At 73.3% G+C, this 16,432-nt stretch carries 12 protein-coding genes; 3 read left to right on the top strand and 9 right to left on the bottom strand.

Annotated features, from left to right (window positions below; genetic code table 11):
• Positions 1-6: 6 nt before the first annotated feature.
• Together purH and purN are read right to left on the bottom strand one after the other, a co-directional pair.
• Complete coding sequence (gene purH, locus ABZS71_RS09525) at positions 7-1,572, bottom strand: bifunctional phosphoribosylaminoimidazolecarboxamide formyltransferase/IMP cyclohydrolase (protein ID WP_356208608.1); 1,566 nt, start codon at positions 1,570-1,572, stop codon at positions 7-9.
• Positions 1,569-2,216, bottom strand: a complete 648-nt coding sequence (purN, locus tag ABZS71_RS09530) for a phosphoribosylglycinamide formyltransferase (protein WP_355844907.1) — start codon at positions 2,214-2,216, stop codon at positions 1,569-1,571. Before purN ends, purH begins: the two co-directional genes overlap by 4 nt.
• A 366-nt stretch (positions 2,217-2,582) precedes the next feature.
• Here purN and ABZS71_RS09535 point away from each other — a divergent pair, with 366 nt between their 5' ends.
• Positions 2,583-3,434, top strand: coding sequence for a hypothetical protein (locus ABZS71_RS09535; RefSeq protein WP_356208610.1), 852 nt, complete (start codon positions 2,583-2,585; stop codon positions 3,432-3,434).
• Positions 3,435-3,492: 58 nt separating this feature from the next.
• On the opposite strand, the gene ABZS71_RS09540 is transcribed toward ABZS71_RS09535, so the two are convergent.
• The 7 genes from ABZS71_RS09540 to ABZS71_RS09570 form a co-directional block, all read right to left on the bottom strand.
• Complete coding sequence (locus ABZS71_RS09540; RefSeq protein WP_356208612.1) at positions 3,493-5,364, bottom strand: DUF6350 family protein; 1,872 nt, start codon at positions 5,362-5,364, stop codon at positions 3,493-3,495.
• 153 nt (positions 5,365-5,517) lie between these two features.
• Positions 5,518-6,402: a succinate--CoA ligase subunit alpha gene (sucD, locus tag ABZS71_RS09545; protein ID WP_355844916.1), complete on the bottom strand. Its 885-nt coding sequence runs from the start codon at positions 6,400-6,402 to the stop codon at positions 5,518-5,520.
• A gap of 21 nt (positions 6,403-6,423) precedes the next feature.
• A complete protein-coding gene (gene sucC / locus ABZS71_RS09550; RefSeq protein WP_355844919.1) occupies positions 6,424-7,596 on the bottom strand; it encodes an ADP-forming succinate--CoA ligase subunit beta in 1,173 nt (390 codons plus the stop codon).
• Between the two features lie 331 nt (positions 7,597-7,927).
• Positions 7,928-8,128 carry a hypothetical protein gene (locus ABZS71_RS09555; protein ID WP_356208613.1) on the bottom strand — a complete coding sequence of 67 codons (201 nt, stop codon included), beginning with the start codon at positions 8,126-8,128 and terminating at the stop codon, positions 7,928-7,930.
• Between the two features lie 76 nt (positions 8,129-8,204).
• Positions 8,205-9,419: a VWA domain-containing protein gene (locus tag ABZS71_RS09560; RefSeq protein ID WP_356208614.1), complete on the bottom strand. Its 1,215-nt coding sequence runs from the start codon at positions 9,417-9,419 to the stop codon at positions 8,205-8,207.
• Positions 9,416-11,869: a DUF5682 family protein gene (locus tag ABZS71_RS09565; RefSeq protein ID WP_356208705.1), complete on the bottom strand. Its 2,454-nt coding sequence runs from the start codon at positions 11,867-11,869 to the stop codon at positions 9,416-9,418. The genes ABZS71_RS09560 and ABZS71_RS09565 overlap by 4 nt, the downstream gene beginning before the upstream one ends.
• Positions 11,870-12,087: 218 nt before the next feature.
• On the bottom strand, positions 12,088-13,227 hold the full coding sequence (locus tag ABZS71_RS09570) for an AAA family ATPase (RefSeq protein WP_356208615.1): 1,140 nt from the start codon (positions 13,225-13,227) through the stop codon (positions 12,088-12,090).
• A gap of 136 nt (positions 13,228-13,363) precedes the next feature.
• Here ABZS71_RS09570 and ABZS71_RS09575 point away from each other — a divergent pair, with 136 nt between their 5' ends.
• Both ABZS71_RS09575 and ABZS71_RS09580 read left to right on the top strand, forming a co-directional pair.
• Complete coding sequence (locus tag ABZS71_RS09575) at positions 13,364-14,776, top strand: SWIM zinc finger family protein (RefSeq protein WP_356208616.1); 1,413 nt, start codon at positions 13,364-13,366, stop codon at positions 14,774-14,776.
• A complete protein-coding gene (locus ABZS71_RS09580; RefSeq protein ID WP_356208618.1) occupies positions 14,773-16,425 on the top strand; it encodes a DUF5691 domain-containing protein in 1,653 nt (550 codons plus the stop codon). Before ABZS71_RS09575 ends, ABZS71_RS09580 begins: the two co-directional genes overlap by 4 nt.
• The last annotated feature ends 7 nt before the right edge of the window (positions 16,426-16,432 follow it).

Raw genomic sequence — 16,432 nt, forward strand, 5'->3', positions numbered from 1 at the left:
GACGGCTCAGTGGAAGAAGTGACGCGTACCGGTGAAGTACATGGTCACGCCCGCCTTCCGCGCGGCCTCGATCGCCAGCTCGTCACGTACCGAGCCGCCCGGCTGCACGACGGCCGTGACGCCCGCCTCCAGCAGCACCTCCAGACCGTCCGGGAAGGGGAAGAAGGCGTCGGAGGCCGCGTACGAGCCGCGGGCCCGCTCCTCCCCGGCCCGCTGGACGGCCAGCTTCGAGGAGTCGACGCGGTTGACCTGGCCCATGCCCACGCCGACCGTCGCGCCGTCCTTGGTGAGCAGGATCGCGTTGGACTTCACCGCGCGGCAGGCGCGCCAGGCGAAGGCCAGCTCGGCGAGGCCGTCGGCGTCCAGTGCCTCGCCGGTGGCGAGGGTCCAGTTGGCCGGGTCGTCGCCCTCGGCCTGGAGCCGGTCCTTGGCCTGCACCAGGTCGCCGCCCTCGATCGTGCGGGACTCGCCGCCCGCGGCGGGGGCGTCGGCGCAGCGCAGCACGCGGATGTTCTTCTTACGGGCGAGCGCCTCGACCGCGCCGTCCTCGTACGCCGGGGCCACGATGACCTCGGTGAAGATCTCGGCGACCTGCTCGGCCATGGCGACCGACACCGGCCGGTTGACGGCGATGACGCCGCCGAAGGCCGACAGCGGGTCGCACGCGTGCGCCTTACGGTGCGCCTCGGCGACATCCGCGCCCACCGCGATCCCGCACGGGTTGGCGTGCTTGATGATCGCGACACAGGGCTCGGCGTGGTCGTAGGCGGCCCGCCGGGCGGCCTCGGTGTCGGTGTAGTTGTTGAACGACATCTCCTTGCCGTGCAGCTGCTCCGCCTCCGCGAGCCCCTTACCGCTGCCGTCGGTGTAGAGCGCGGCGGGCTGGTGCGGGTTCTCGCCGTAGCGCAGGACCTGCTTACGGGCGTAGGTGACGCCGATGAAGTCCGGCCAGGGGCCCTCGTCCGCCGCGTAGTCCTCGGCGAACCAGTTGGCCACCGCCACGTCGTAGGCGGCGGTGTGCTGGAACGCCTCGGCCGCCAGCCGCTTGCGCCGCTCGAGGTCGAAGCCACCGTCCGCGACGGCTTTGAGGACGTCGTCGTACCGCTCGGGGTTGACGACCACGGCCACGGACGGGTGGTTCTTGGCGGCGGCGCGGACCATGGACGGGCCGCCGATGTCGATCTGCTCGACGCACTCGTCCGGCGCGGCGCCCGAAGCGACCGTCTCGCGGAACGGGTAGAGGTTGACGATCACCAGCTCGAACGGCTCGACGCCCAGCTCGGCGAGCTGCTCGCGGTGCGAGTCGAGCCGCTGGTCGGCGAGGATGCCCGCGTGGACGCGCGGGTGCAGCGTCTTGACGCGGCCGTCGAGACACTCCGGGAAGCCGGTCAGCTCCTCGACCTTGGTGACCGGGACGCCCGCGGCAGCGATCTTCGCGGCCGTCGAGCCGGTCGAGACGAGCTGGACACCCGCCGCGTGCAGCCCTTGGGCCAGCTCCTCCAGCCCCGTCTTGTCGTAGACGCTGACCAGCGCGCGGCGAATGGGCCGCTTGGTACCTTCGGCGGTCGTCACGGGATCCTTACCTTTCGTCCCTCAATGCGGTAGCCGTTACGGGCCAGACGCCCCACGACCTCGACGAGCAGCGAACGCTCGACTTCCTTGATCCGCTCATGCAGAGCGGACTCGTCGTCCTCGTCCCGGACCTCGACCACGCCCTGGGCGATGATCGGGCCGGTGTCGACCCCGTCGTCGACGAAGTGGACGGTGCAGCCGGTCACCTTCACACCGTGCGCGAGCGCGTCGCGTACGCCATGGGCACCGGGAAAGCTGGGCAGCAGCGCGGGGTGGGTGTTGACGCAGCGGCCGCCGAAGCGGGCGAGGAACTCCTTGCCCAGGATCTTCATGAACCCCGCCGAGACCACCAGGTCCGGCTCGTACGCGGCGGTCGCCTCGGCCAGCGCGCCGTCCCACTCGGCCCGGCTTGCGTGATCCTTCACACGGCAGACGAACGTGGGGATCCCGGCCCGCTCGGCGCGCTCGAGCCCCTCGATGCCCTCGCGGTCGGCGCCGACCGCCACCACCTCGGCGCCGTAGTCGGCCACGCCCTCGGCGGCGATGGCGTCGAGCAGCGCCTGCAGGTTCGTACCGGAGCCGGAGACGAGAACGACAAGGCGGGCGGGGCGCCCGGGACGGGCGGAGGGGGGCGGGGAGGCCACGACGGGGATCTTTCTCGCGGGCGATGCTGCCGTTTGTGTGGTCGTACAAGGTCGCGGACTCATGAATTCCGGGGAACTCTACGAAGCCGCCGACCGTCAGCAACGATACCGGCACACGAAGCGGCCCCCAGGGGACGGGGGCGGGCACGGGAGGTAGCGTCTGGACTGCGAATCCATTTGATGCCGTGGGAACGACCGTCGCGCCCGCGCCGCCAGGCCGTACGGCACCGTCTACTACGGCCGGGTGTGCAGGACGACGACACAAGGGGAAGACACATTCCACATGCCGGACCGACGCCGCCGCGCGGCTCATCGCCTCACTCCGTCCCCCGCCTCCACCGGGGGGCGGCGATGAGGCGCGCCCGCATGTCGCGTACGACGCCGCTGCTGCGGGAGCAGCAGTCGCCGTCCTCCTCCCCCGCCTCCTCCCCCGCCTCCTCCGGAGGCTCTTCCCCTGACCGGCACGAAGGCCGGCACGAGGACAATCCGTTCGCTCCTCCGCCGGAGGGCAGGCCGGACCAGCCCTGGCAGCCCCGGCAGCGGCCGGAGGACGGAAGCGAGAACGAGAACCAGAACCAGAACGGGAACGGCGAGAGCGGCCAGGACGGCGAGAACGGCGGGCAGCCACAGCCCCCGGCCTGGGGCAGCCAGTGGAGCAGCCGCCAGCCCGGCCGCCAGGGCGGCGGCTTCGGCACCGGCCCCGGCGCCAACCGCCCGTCCGGCCCCGGTGGCCAGGGCGGCCCCGGCGGCCCGCGCTGGGACCCCAACGACCCGGCCCAGCGGCGCGCCCGGTACGCACTGCTCTCGGGCATGTGGGCGTTCTTCTTCGCGCTCTTCAGCCTGCCGCAGATCGCACTGCTGCTCGGTGTACTGGCCCTGTACTGGGGAGTCAGCTCGCTGCGGGCCAAGGCCAGGCCACGGCGGGCGGCCTCGCCCGCGGCCGCCGCGCTGAACGCTCCTCCCCCGCCCCCCGGCGCCACCGCGGCCCAGCTGCCCGCGCCCGGCACCGGCGCCTCGAAGCCGCAGGCGACGGCGGCGGTCAGCGGTCTGGTGACGGGCGGGCTCGCGCTGGCCATCGTGGCGGCGACGTTCAGCTTCCAGGTCGCCTACAGCGACTACTACACCTGTGTGGACGACGCCCTCACCCAGACCTCCCGCCACGACTGCGAGACCCTGCTCCCGAAGCAGCTCCGCCCGCTGCTCAGCACGCAGGACTGACGGCGGCCCGGGGCTCCGAGGCGTCTGAGAGGCGCCCACGGGCACGTACGGCGCCTCTTTACGCGGTCGGCGCGCCCGAAGGCGGCGTGCCGTCGGTTCCGACCGCGTCCGGCACCTCAGGCCGCTCGGCCCGCCCGGCCGCCCCTGGCCCGCCGGCCGCTCCGGACTTCCTCCGCACCAGCCGGCGCCTGGGCCGCGCCGCCGCCTCCCCGGCGCTCGGGGTGCCCGCGGCGGTGGCGAGCTCGGCCATCGCGCCCACACCGCTCTCCCGGCCCGTCCCGGTACCCGCTTCCCGGCCCGGCTTCCGCTTCCGCTTCCGCTTACGGCCCGCCGTGGACCCAGGGCGCAGCCACTGCCACCACGGCTCGGCCATGGCCTCCCGCAGCTCGGCGGCCTCCATGGGCGACACCACCGGCTGGGCCGCCCGAGCCTCCGCTGTGGCCGCCTCACGGGCCGCCCGAGCCTCCGCTGTGGCCGCCTCACGGGCCGCCCGTACCGCCCGGGCCGCCGTACGGGCCTGTGCGCGCCGCTCCCGGCTCGTGGCGCGTGCCGCCTTCCATTCACCCCAGCTCGACCTCGTGGGGACGTACAGCCGGTACCAGCGCAGCACCATCGCGCCGGGCACCCCGATCATCCCCGTCCAGACCAGTGTGACCATGCCCGTGCGCCACCAGCTCGGGCCGAGGTCCGCGAGGATGCCCACGCCCAGCGCCCCGCCCGACACCCCGGCCAGCACCGCCATCGCCGCCGCGCAGCCGAGCGCCGCCAGCGCGGCGAGCAGCAGGGTCTCGCCCCAGCCCCACGGGCGCCGGGTGTCGCCCTTGCCCGGCCGCCGCGCCGCCGCGATCCCGATGAACCAGGCCACCGACGCCCCTGCCGCGATCCCGGTCAGCCAGCTCAGCGGTTCGCCCTCCCCTTCCGAGGGCAGCGCCGCGACCAGCGGGAAGTGCGGCAGCTGGGGGTACGAGGTGATCCCGAGCGGTGCGACCACACTGCCGCCGCCGACCGTGAATCCGGCGCCGACCCCGTACGCGGCGCCCCAGACGATGGCGTTCGGCAGCAGTGCCAGGCTCACCATCAGCACCGCGAACCGCCCCGACCACACGTTGCTGAGCTGGAAGAAAGCCACCTGTACGCTGCCAGCGTGGCTCAGCATCGAGCTCGCCGTGAGCAGCGCGCCGCTGCCCAGCAGCACCACGAGCCCGCTCGCTCCGGCCCGGAGCGCGGCGGTCAGCCTGCGGCGCCGGCACCAGCTCCGTCCGCCCAGCGACGACACCACGCGTACGGTCCATCCGGCGCCGGGAATCCGGCGCAGCCCCCGCGTCACCGGCCCGGGCAGCCGCACCGGGAACCGTCCGTCGGCCACCCACACCCCGACGGCGGCGACGGCACCGGCGACGAGCGGCAGACGCAGCAGGGCGCTGAGCGGGGCGACGTGCAGCGGCCCGGACGAGGCGTACAGCACCGCCGCCATGCCGACCAGCAGATAGCCGCCGGTCACCCAGCCGAAGGCGACGCGCGGATCGACGACGGACTCCTCGGGCACCCACTGCCCCTCGCCCTCGGCGGGCTCCTCCTGGTAGACGGCGTGCTGCGCGGCCCGGTAGAGGAGCCAGCACGGCAGCGCGCTGATCAGCAGCGGGGTGAGGCCCACGGGCGCCGTGTGCCCGGAGAGCGTCTCGGTCCGTACGAGATCGGCGCCATGGCCGAGAAGCCACAGGTCGGCGGCGACGTGCAGGGCGCCGTCGGGGCTGCTCTCGGGCGACGAGGAGGTGATCCACAACAGCAGCACGACGACGGCGAGCGTGCTGAGACCGAGCCCCGCGGCCACCACGCCGCCGAGGAACGCCTCCCTGGCGACGGAGGGGCGCTGGAGCGCGGAGCGGCCACGCGAGGACACCAACGGGCTGCGATCGGTCGTTTGCGTCACGTAACCAATGCTGCCAATAACAGCCGTTTCATCCCTACATCAAGCAATTGGTCGCGTGTCGCCGGTAATGCGCTTATGCGTCTTTTATGCACAAAGCGTTGGCCCGCACCACCTCGCGGTGGTACGGGCCCGCACTTCTACGGTGTGGCGATGTCAGCCGGCCAGCGCGGCGCGCGCGAGGCGGGCGGTCTCGGACGGGGTCTTGCCGACCTTCACGCCCGCGGCCTCCAGGGCCTCCTTCTTCGCCTGCGCGGTACCGGAGGAACCGGACACGATGGCACCCGCGTGGCCCATCGTCTTGCCCTCGGGCGCGGTGAAGCCCGCCACATAGCCGACGACCGGCTTGGTGACATTGGCCTTGATGAAGTCCGCGGCCCGCTCCTCGGCGTCGCCGCCGATCTCGCCGATCATCACGATCAGGTCGGTGTCGGGGTCGGCCTCGAAGGCGGCCAGGGCGTCGATGTGGGTGGTGCCGATGATCGGGTCACCGCCGATGCCGACGCAGGACGAGAAGCCGATGTCCCGCAGCTCGTACATCATCTGGTAGGTCAGCGTGCCGGACTTCGACACCAGACCGATGCGGCCGGGCTTGGTGATGTCGGACGGGATGATGCCCGCGTTCGACTGACTCGGCGTGATCAGACCCGGGCAGTTCGGGCCGATGATGCGAGTCTTGTTGCCCTTCTTGCCCGCGTAGGCCCAGAAGTTGGCCGAGTCGTGGACCGCGATGCCCTCGGTGATCACGACGGCGAGCGGGATCTCGGCGTCGATCGCCTCGATGACCGCGTCCTTGGTGAACTTCTCCGGGACGAAGATGACCGTGACGTCGGCGCCGGTGGCCTCGATGGCTTCCTTCACGGTGCCGAAGACCGGGATCTCGGAGCCGTCGAAGTCAACGCTGGTGCCGGCCTTGCGCGGGTTCACGCCGCCGACGATGTTGGTGCCCGAGGCGAGCATCCGACGGGTGTGCTTCTGACCCTCGGACCCGGTCATCCCCTGGACGATGACCTTGCTTTCCTTGGTGAGGAAGATAGCCATGGTTTCTGGTGTCCTCGTCCCTTACTTCGCAGCCAGCTCGGCGGCACGCTCGGCCGCGCCGTCCATGGTGTCCACCTGCTGAACGAGCGGGTGGTTGGCGTCGGTCAGGATCTTGCGACCCAGCTCCGCGTTGTTGCCGTCGAGGCGCACGACCAGCGGCTTGGTGACGTCCTCGCCCTTGGACTTCAGCAGCTCAAGGGCCTGAACGATGCCGTTGGCCACGGCGTCGCAAGCGGTGATGCCACCGAAGACGTTGACGAAGACGGACTTGACGTCCGGGTCGCCGAGGATGATCTCGAGACCGTTGGCCATCACCTCGGCGGAGGCGCCACCACCGATGTCGAGGAAGTTGGCGGGCTTCACGCCGCCGTGGTTCTCACCGGCGTACGCGACGACGTCGAGGGTCGACATGACCAGACCCGCGCCGTTGCCGATGATGCCGACCTCGCCGTCGAGCTTGACGTAGTTGAGGCCCTTGGCCTTGGCGGCCGCCTCGAGGGGGTTGGCCGCGGCCTTGTCCTCGAGCGCCTCGTGCTCCGGCTGGCGGAAGGCCGCGTTCTCGTCCAGGGAGACCTTGCCGTCCAGCGCGATGATCTTGCCGTCGCCGGTCTTGACCAGCGGGTTCACCTCGACGAGGAGGGCGTCTTCCTTGATGAAGACGGTCCACAGCTGCTGCAGCACGTCGGCAATCTGGCCGGCGATGTCGGCCGGGAACTTCGCGGCGGCGACGATCTCGGCGGCCTTCTCTGCGGTCACGCCCTCGATGGCGTCCACCGGGATCTTGGCGAGCGCCTCGGGGTTCTCCTCCGCGACGACCTCGATCTCCACGCCGCCCTCGACGGACGCCATGGCGAGGAAGGTGCGGTTGGTGCGGTCCAGCAGGAAGGAGACGTAGTACTCCTCCTTGATGTCCGCGGTCTCGGCGAGCATCACCTTGTGGACCGTGTGGCCCTTGATGTCCATGCCCAGGATCTGGGTCGCCTTCTCCACGGCGTCGGCCGGGTCGGAGGCCAGCTTGACGCCGCCCGCCTTACCGCGGCCACCGACCTTGACCTGCGCCTTGACGACCGCGCGGCCGCCCAGTCGCTCGGCCACCTCGCGCGCCGCCTCAGGCGTGTCGATGACTTCACCGGCCAGCACCGGTACACCGTGCTTGGCGAAGAGGTCCCTCGCCTGGTACTCGAACAGGTCCACGCGCGTCCGTCCCTTTTCCATGGATATCGCGGTCGTTATCTGCGCGGGCGTGCCGCGGTGGCAGCGTGAGGACGCGATCTGTAACGAGGGCGGCACACGTGCGCCGGGTACGCGGCATGTCCGTCTCGCAGGTTATCCCCGCTGGCCGTGCGTCCCTAAATCGCAGATCACACTGGAGCGGTGATTACGGTCACAGATCGCGACCGTACACACCTATCTCCATTCTCCATACGGCGACCGGGCAGCCCGCTCCTCACCGAGGACTGCCCGGTCAGCGAAACCACTGGCTACCGCCGTATTGCCGCGGTGACGATCAGACGGCCGGAGACGATCAGACGGCCGGAAGGGCGCCCGGAGCGGTCGGCAGGCCGACCGGAACGGTCGGGAGGCCAGCCGGAACGGTCGGGAGGCCAGCCGGAACGGTCGGCAGGTCCGCCGGAACGGTCGGCGCCTCGGTCAGGCCATGGCTCGGCGCGAAGCCGTCATGGCCGGCGCCGCCTGCCTCGCCGAGGCCGACGTCGGGCAGTCGCACCGGCAGGCGGTCGCCCGCGGTGTGCCTGACCAGGTCGCCGACCGGCTCGGTGATCTTGGGCGGCGCAACCTCCTGGTCACTGACGCATCGCCAGGTCCGGTATCGGCAGTTGGCGCCGCTCGATCGCCGCCGCCATCACCTCCGGGAAGAGATCGGGGGTGCAGGCGAAGGCGGGCGCGCCCAGCGCGGCGAGCGCCGCCGCGTGTTCGCGGTCGTAACTCGGCGCCCCCTCGTCGGACAGCGCGAGCAGCGCCACGAACTGCACACCCGACGCCTTCATCGCCGCGACCCGCCCCAGCATCTCGTCGCGTATACCGCCCTCGTAGAGGTCGCTGATGAGGACGACGACGGTGTCGGCGGGCCGGGCGATCTGCGACTGGCAGTACGCCAGCGCGCGGCTGATGTCGGTGCCGCCGCCGAGCTGGGTGCCGAAGAGGACGTCCACCGGATCGTCCAGCTGGTCGGTGAGGTCCACGACGGAGGTGTCGAAGACGACGAGCCGGGTGGCGATGGAGTGCATGGAGGCGAGCACGGCGCCGAAGACGGAAGCGTAGACGACGGACGCGGCCATCGACCCCGACTGGTCGATGCACAGGATGACGTCCTTCTTCACACCGCGCGCCGCGCGCCCGTATCCGATCAGCCGCTCGGGGACGACCGTCTTGTGCTCGGGGAGATAGTTCTTGAGGTTGGCCCGGATGGTGCGGTCCCAGTCGATGTCCCGGTGGCGCGGGCGGCTGATCCGGGCCGAGCGGTCGAGCGCGCCCGTAAGGGTCGCGCGGGTGCGAGTCGCCAGCCGCTTCTCCAGATCCTCGACGACCTTGCGGACGACGGCCCGCGCCGTGGTCTTGGTCGTCTCCGGCATCGCCTTGTTGAGGGACAGCAGGGTGCCGACGAGATGAACATCCGCCTCCACGGCCTCCAGCATCTCCGGCTCCAGCAGCAGGGCGGACAGCCCGAGGCGGTCGATGGCGTCACGTTGCATGACCTGGACGACGGAGGTGGGGAAGTACGTACGGATGTCGCCGAGCCAGCGGGCCACTTGGGGCGCTGAGCCGCCGAGCCCGCCGGAGCGCCGGCCGTCGGCCGCGGCGCCGGTGCCGCTGCCAGGGCGGCCGGCGGCCACGCCCGTGCCGCCGGGGCCGTGCCCGCCCCGGGCCCCGTAGAGCGCCTCGAGCGTACGGTCCATGGCGGCGTCGGCCCCGTTCAGCCCGTGTCCGGTGCCGTCGGCCCCCTGTCCGCCGAGGACCAGCCGCCAGCGGCGCAGCCGCTCGTTCTCACCGTCTGTCATGGGGCTGCCTCCGTCGTCTCGTTCTCCGTCGTGTCGCTGTGCGTCGTGTCGCTGTCGAGGCCGAGCAGAGGGCGCACCGTCGGGACGACGGCCGCCGCGCGGTCGGGGTCGAGCCCGGGGCCGAAGCCGGGCGCGGCGGGCGCCGCCGGGCCGCCCCGCGCATGCGGGTCGCCCGCCGCAAGGCCCCGGCGGACCAGCTCGCCCAGGGTGCGGCGCACGCCCGTGTCGTACGCGGAGAACGTGCGCCGCAGCAGGGGCAGGACGTCCGTGAACGCCTCCGGGGGTACGACGGTGAGCCAGCCGTCGACCAGGCCGAGCAGCCGTTCGTCATGGACGAGCAGCATTCCGCCGCCCGCCCCGCCGCCGACGAACCCCTCGATCCAGGAAGCCGCTTCGGCCGGCTGGGTGCCGGGCGAGAGCGCGAGCCCCATCAGCAGGGCGGCCTCGTCCTCCGCGAGCCGGCCGTCGTCCAGCAGCAGCCGCGCGGCCCGGCCCCGGATCAGCCCCGGGGTGGCGGGGGTGCCGTCCCGCCCGGCGAGGCCGCGCAGCACGGCGGCCCAGCGTGCCCGCAGCCCGCTGTCGTCACCCCTCGCCCCCGCGCCCGCCCCTGCGCTCGTCGTCCCTGCTGCGCCCGCCCCTGCTGTCTCCGACAGGAGCCCGATCGCCTGGTGCACGGCCTCCATATGGCCGCGCATTTCGGCGGCGCCGTCGGCGTCGAGGCCGACACAGGCGGGCGGCAGCCCCACCAGAATCCGCTCCGCCAGCCCTACCGCGACCTCGCCGAGCGCGACGATGTCGGTGCCGCGTACGTCCCCGTACCGCACCGAACGCACCAGCGCGGGCAGGGCCTGGGCGAGATGTCCGACGTCCGTGTCGAGCGCGGCCCGGTCGGCGAGCGCCCGCATCACCACGGGCAGGGCCGCCGGGAGCGCGGCGAGCAGACAGCGCTCGGCGAGCTCCGTCACCTCGGCGAGGCCCGTGGCGCTCCGCGCCTCGGTCTCCGCCTTGGCCGTGGCCGCCGACAGCACGGTCGTCCCCCACACCCCCGCCTCGGCGACCCGCACCGACAACTCCGGCTCCCAGCACAGCCGCCAGGTCTCCCGGAAGGTGCCGGTGCTGCCGCGCGAGACGGCCGGGGTGCCCCAGTCGACGCCGAGCAGCCGCAGCCGGTGCAGCAGCCGGCTGCGCCCGGCGTCCATCTCCTTCCGCAGATCCAGCTCCAGCTCGCGGTCCAGCGCCTCGGGCTTGAGCCGCAGCGAGCGCTGCGTTCGGATCAGATCCCGCTGGAGCGGCACCGCCGGGGCCGACTCCGGCACCTCGCCGAGCACATCCCCGACCACCAGCCGGTCCTGCACCAGCGCGATCGGCACCTCGGAGCCCTCGCACATCGCCGCCCGCACGGCGTCCGTGGTCTCGGCCAGCCCGGCGAGCGGACGCCCGCGCACGGCCGCCAGCGTTTCTGCGAGCCGTACCGCCTCGATCACATGCGCCGACGACACCGCGAAGTCCTCGTCCCGCAGCAATCCGGCGACCTTGGTCATCCACCGCTCCAGCGGCCGGTCCGGCGCGTGGAAGAGATGGCTGTACCACCCGGGGGAGGCGATCCCCGCCCCGTAACCGCTGTGCCGCGCCAGCCGACGATGCGTCCACGGCACCCAGCTGATCTCCGCCTTGACCTTCGGCAGCCCCTTCAGCAGCTTCCGATCGGCGGTCACGGTCGTCCGCTCGGCCAGCGCCGGCACATGCCAGGCCCCACAGACGACGGCGACCTCCTCCCCGAACTCCCGCCGCGCCTCCCGCAACCGAAGCCGCATATGGGCCTCGCGCACGGCATCCTCCTCATGCCCGCCGTCCCCGTACTCCCTTCGGATGGCGGCCATGGCTTCGCCGACGGCGACGAAGGGCCCCGTGGCACGAGCGCCGGTCTCGGGCCCGGGGCCGGGCCCGAGCCCCCGATGCTCGACGACGTCCTCCCACCACCGCTCCGGATCGTCATACCCGGCCGTCTCGGCGAGCACGGCAAGAGGATCGACCCGCAGCCGCTCGCCGGTCGGCGGCGGGGACGGGGACGACGGGGACTGGGACGGGGGCGGGGACGGGTCGGCCGGGGCCTCCTTGGCCGACATCGCCAGCGAGTTCGCCGCCGGGAGGTCGATGAACCGTACGGGGACGTCGTGCGCCAGCGCCCACTGGATGGCCGCCCACTCCGGCGAGAACCCGGCCAACGGCCAGAACCCGGCCCGCCCCGGGTCGTCCGCCGCGTGCGCGAGCAGCGCGACGGGCGGCCGCATGCCGTCCTCGGCGGCGAGATGCACGATCGCGTCCGCCTCGGGCGGCCCCTCGATGAGCACGACCCGGGGCACACACTCGTCCAACGCGGCCCGCACGGCCCGCGCGGACCCAGGCCCGTGATGCCGCACCCCCAACAACAACGGCCACACCGCCGCCACGTCCCCGACCTGGGGGGACGCCGCGTCCCGCCCCTCACCGCTGCCCGACGCGGCCAGTCCGGCCACGGCCGCCCCCCGCGCGGTCGTGGCCGGACTCGCCGCGTCGGCCCCCCGTACGGGGACGGGCGCGGTCGCGGCTGAACTCCGTGGGCCGGCCCCCGGCCCCAGGGCCGGCACCGCGCCGGGCAGGGTGGCGGCCCGCCCGCGCGGGCCGCCCTTCACGCGGTCACCTCTCGGCACGCACGGTAGAAGTCCTTCCAGCCGTCGCGCTCGCGGACGACCGCCTCCAGGTATTCCTGCCAGATGACGCGGTCGGTCGCCGGGTCGCGGACGACCGCGCCCAGGATGCCCGCCGCCACGTCGCCGGCCCGTAGGACGCCGTCGCCGAAGTGGGCGGCGAGGGCGAGGCCGCTGGTGACGACGGAGATGGCCTCGGCCGTCGAGAGTGTGCCCGAGGGCGACTTGAGCTTGGTGCGGCCGTCGCCCGTCACCCCGTCCCGCAGTTCGCGGAAGACGGTGACCACGCGGCGGATCTCGTCGACGCCCTCCGGGACCTCGGGGAGGTCCAGCGAGCGGCCGATCTGGGCGACGCGCCGGGAGACGATGTCGACCTCGGCCTCGGGGGTCGCGGGCAGCGGCAGGACGACCGTGTTGAAGCGGCGGCGCAGGGCGCTGGAGAGTTCGTTGACCCCGCGGTCGCGGTCGTTGGCGGTCGCGATCAGGTTGAAGCCGCGGACCGCCTGGACCTCCTCCCCCAGCTCCGGGATGGGCAGCGTCTTCTCGGACAGGACGGTGATCAGCGTGTCCTGCACATCGGCGGGGATACGGGTCAGCTCCTCGACGCGCGCGGTCATGCCGTTGGCCATCGCCCGCATCACCGGGCTCGGCACGAGCGCGTCGCGGCTCGGGCCGTGGGCGAGGAGCTGGGCGTAGTTCCAGCCGTATCGGATGGCCTCCTCGGGCGTGCCGGCGGTGCCTTGGACCAGCAGCGTCGAGTCGCCGCTGACCGCCGCCGCCAGATGCTCGGAGACCCAGGTCTTGGCCGTGCCGGGCACGCCGAGCAGCAGCAGGGCGCGGTCGGTCGCCAGCGTGGTGATGGCGACTTCGACGATGCGGCGCGGGCCCACGTACTTGGGCGTGATCACGGTGCCGTCGGGCAGCGCGCCGCCGAGCAGATACGTGGCGACCGCCCACGGGGACAGCCGCCACCGCGCGGGGCGCGGGCGGTCGTCGGCGGCGGCCAGCGCGCGCAGTTCGTCGGCGAAGGCATCCTCCGCGTGTGGCCGCAGAGGTTCGTTGGCCTCGTTCGCGGCCTCGTTGATTCCGGTGGATTCGGTTCCGGGCACAGTGACGGTCACAGCTCCCCCACGACTCGTTTCTCGCTCCGTTTCCGGACGCTCAATCCACCCTGCACCACCCCACTGACAATCGGCCCCGGCCCAACAAACCCCCAGGTCAAGGCGATTGTCAGTGGGGCCCCGTACCGTCGCAGACATGAATCCGCAGGGGGAACGCTGGACGGCGGAGCAGGTGCTGGCCCTGGCTCCTGACGCCGCTTCGCGCAAGGCGGGCGGCAAGCTCGCCTCGGCCGGGCCGTGGTCGGGCACGGGGGCATACGGCCAAGGGATGTGGGGGCTGTGTTCGGGCAGCGGCAGCAAGCCGTACCAGACGGTCGTGGATCTGAACGGGCCCGGTTATCGGTGCAGTTGTCCGAGCCGGAAGTTCCCGTGCAAGCACGCGCTGGGCCTGCTGCTTCTGTGGGCGTCGGGGGACGGGGCCGTGCCACGGAGCGGGGAGCCGCCGGAGTGGGCCGAGCAGTGGCTGAGCGGGCGGCGCGAGCGCGCGGAGCAGGCGGCGGCCGGGCGCGCGGGGACGGGCGCGGGCGCGCGGAAAGGTGAGGGCGGGGGCGCCGCCGACCCGGAGGCGGCCCGCCGCCGCGCCGAGCGGCGCGCCCAGCGCATCGCCGCGGGCGCCTCGGAGTTGGAGCGGCGTCTGGCGGATCTGCTGCGCGACGGTCTGGCCACGGCGGACCGCGCCGGATACGGGGCGTGGGACGAGACGGCGGCCCGTATGGTCGACGCCCAGGCACCGGGGCTTGAGGCGCGGGTGCGGGAGTTGGGCGCGATGCCGTCGTCGGGGGCGGGCTGGCCGGCCCGGCTGCTGGAGGAGTGCGCGCTGGCGCACCTCCTCAACCAGGGCTTCCTCCATATGGACCGGCTGCCGGAGAAGCTGGCCGCCACCACGCGCTCGCGGGTGGGCGTCACGGTGCCGGTGGCCGAGCTGCTGGCGTCCGGCGAGGCGATCCGGGACCGCTGGTTGGTCCTGGGCCGGCAGGACGGGACGGACGGCAAGCTGACCACCCGCCGCGTCTGGCTGCGCGGTGAGCGCACGGGCGGTATGGCGCTGCTGTTGTCCTTCGGCGCGGCGGGCCAGTCCCCGGAGCCGGCCCTGCCCACGGGGCTGGTGCTGGAGGCGGACCTCACGTACTACCCGGGGGCGCGCCCGCTGCGCGCCGCCCTCGCCTCCCGGTACGGGGATGACCCGGCCCCCTCGGCGGCGGCGTCGGGGGCACCGGCCGGAGGTGGCGTGGAGGAGGCCCTTGCCAGGTACGGGGCGGCCCTCAGCGAGGATCCGTGGCTGGACGGCTGGCCGGTGGTGCTCTCCGATGTGGTCCCGATCCCCGGAGACGAGGGCTGGCAGCTGGCGAATGTACGGAGTGGGGTGGCGCTGCCCGTCGATCCGCGCTGCGTGGGGCGTACGAATCTCTGGCAGCTGATGGCGATATCGGGCGGTGGCCCGGTCACCGTCTTCGGGGAGTGCGGCCACCGTGGCTTCTCGCCCCTCACCACCTGGGACCCGGGCCCGGTCCCGCTCACCGCAACGACATCGCAGGGAGGCCCGCATTGAACGGCACCGCATCCCCCTCCGCGTCGGTACCCGCCTCCGCGTCCTGGGACGATCTCGTCGCCGCCGCGCTGCTCGGCACCGAGCGCCGTACGCCGCCCGTCACCCCGCGCCCCGGGCAGGACGCGCCGTCCGCACTGCTGGACGCCGCCGCGCTCAGCACCGTGCGGCGGCGGGCCGGGCTGCGGCCCGCCCCGGCCCGGCCGGTGCCCGACCGGGCGCCGGTGGATCCGCGTCCGGGCCTGCCCCTGGCTGCCCGGAGCAGGCTGGCGATGCTGCTGGCGGACCGTTCGGCCCCGGGGCGCGGCGGTCCGCGCTCGGCGCCCGACCTCGCCGAGCTGTTGCCGCAGTGGCTCACGCTGGCCAACGAGCACGGCTATGGCGTGCCCGACGCACTGCTCCCGGCGCTTCTCGACGCGGCCCGCGCCCGTACGGATCTTAGGCCCGAGGCGCTGACGCTGGGCGGGCCGCGGGCGCTGTGGCTGGCCCGGCTCAATCCGGACTGGAAGTTCGCGCTGCGCGGTGGGGCGGGGCGCGGCGCGGGACCGGCTCCGCTCACCGCACCGGCCGACTCCGCCGACCCCGCCCCCGCCAACGTGCAGCGGCTGTGGGAGGAGGGGCTGTTCGCCGAGCGGGTGTCACTGCTGACGGCGGCGCGCCACCACGACCCGGCGGCCGGTCTCGCCCTGCTCAGCGGCACCTGGTCGACCGAGCGGGCCGAGGACCGGCTGATGTTCCTGGACTCGCTGCGCGACGATCTCTCCCCCTCCGACGAGGAGTTTCTTGAGCAGGCGCTGTCCGACCGCAGCCGGAATGTGCGGGCGACGGCCGCCGAGTTGCTCTCCGCGCTGCCGGGCTCCGCGCTCGCCGCGCGCATGGCCGAGCGGTCGCGGGGCTGTGTGTCCCTGACCGGCGACGGACAGATCGCCGTCCAGGCACCGGCCGCATGCGACAGCGGGATGGAGCGCGACGGCATCGTGGCCAAGCCGCCCTCGGGCCGGGGGGAACGGTCGTGGTGGATGGGTCAGTTGGTGGAGGCGACGCCGCTGGACCGCTGGTCCGAGTGGTTCGGCGGGCGCGGCCCCGCCGAGATCGTGACGCTGCCCGTCGCGGACGGCTGGCGGGCGGATCTGCACGCGGCCTGGTGCCGGGCGGCCGTACGGCAGAGAAGCGCGCCGTGGTCCCGTGCGCTTCTCGGCACCCCGGCGGTGGCCCCTGCCTCTGTCTCGGGCGACGCGCCCCCGGCCGCATGGCGGGACCCGGCAAAGCTGCTGTCGGCGCTGCCGGCCGGGGAACGGGCGGAGTGGGTGGCCGAGTTCATCGCGTCCCATGGGCTCTCGGATGCGTTTCGGCTGCTGGGGGTGTGTGCGGTGCCGTGGGCCGAGCCGCTCGGCCGGGCCGTAGTCGACGCGCTCGACATCGCGCGGGACGCGGGCAGCTATCCATGGAGCTTCAGCGGGGTGATGGGGCTGGCCGAGCGCTGTCTGGATCCGGGGCAGGCGGATCGGCTGGAGGTGCTGACGGCGATCCCGGATGAGGCGGAGGGAGCGGCGCCGGGGGCCGGAGGGTATTGGGCGGAGGCGTTCCAGCGGCTGGTGGAGACGCTGCGGTTGAGGGCGACGATGCGAGCCGAACTCGCGCCGCCGGACTGACCCTCCG

Source organism: Streptomyces sp. NPDC005393 (assembly GCF_040606675.1).
In the GTDB taxonomy this organism is placed as follows: Bacteria; Actinomycetota; Actinomycetes; order Streptomycetales; family Streptomycetaceae; genus Streptomyces.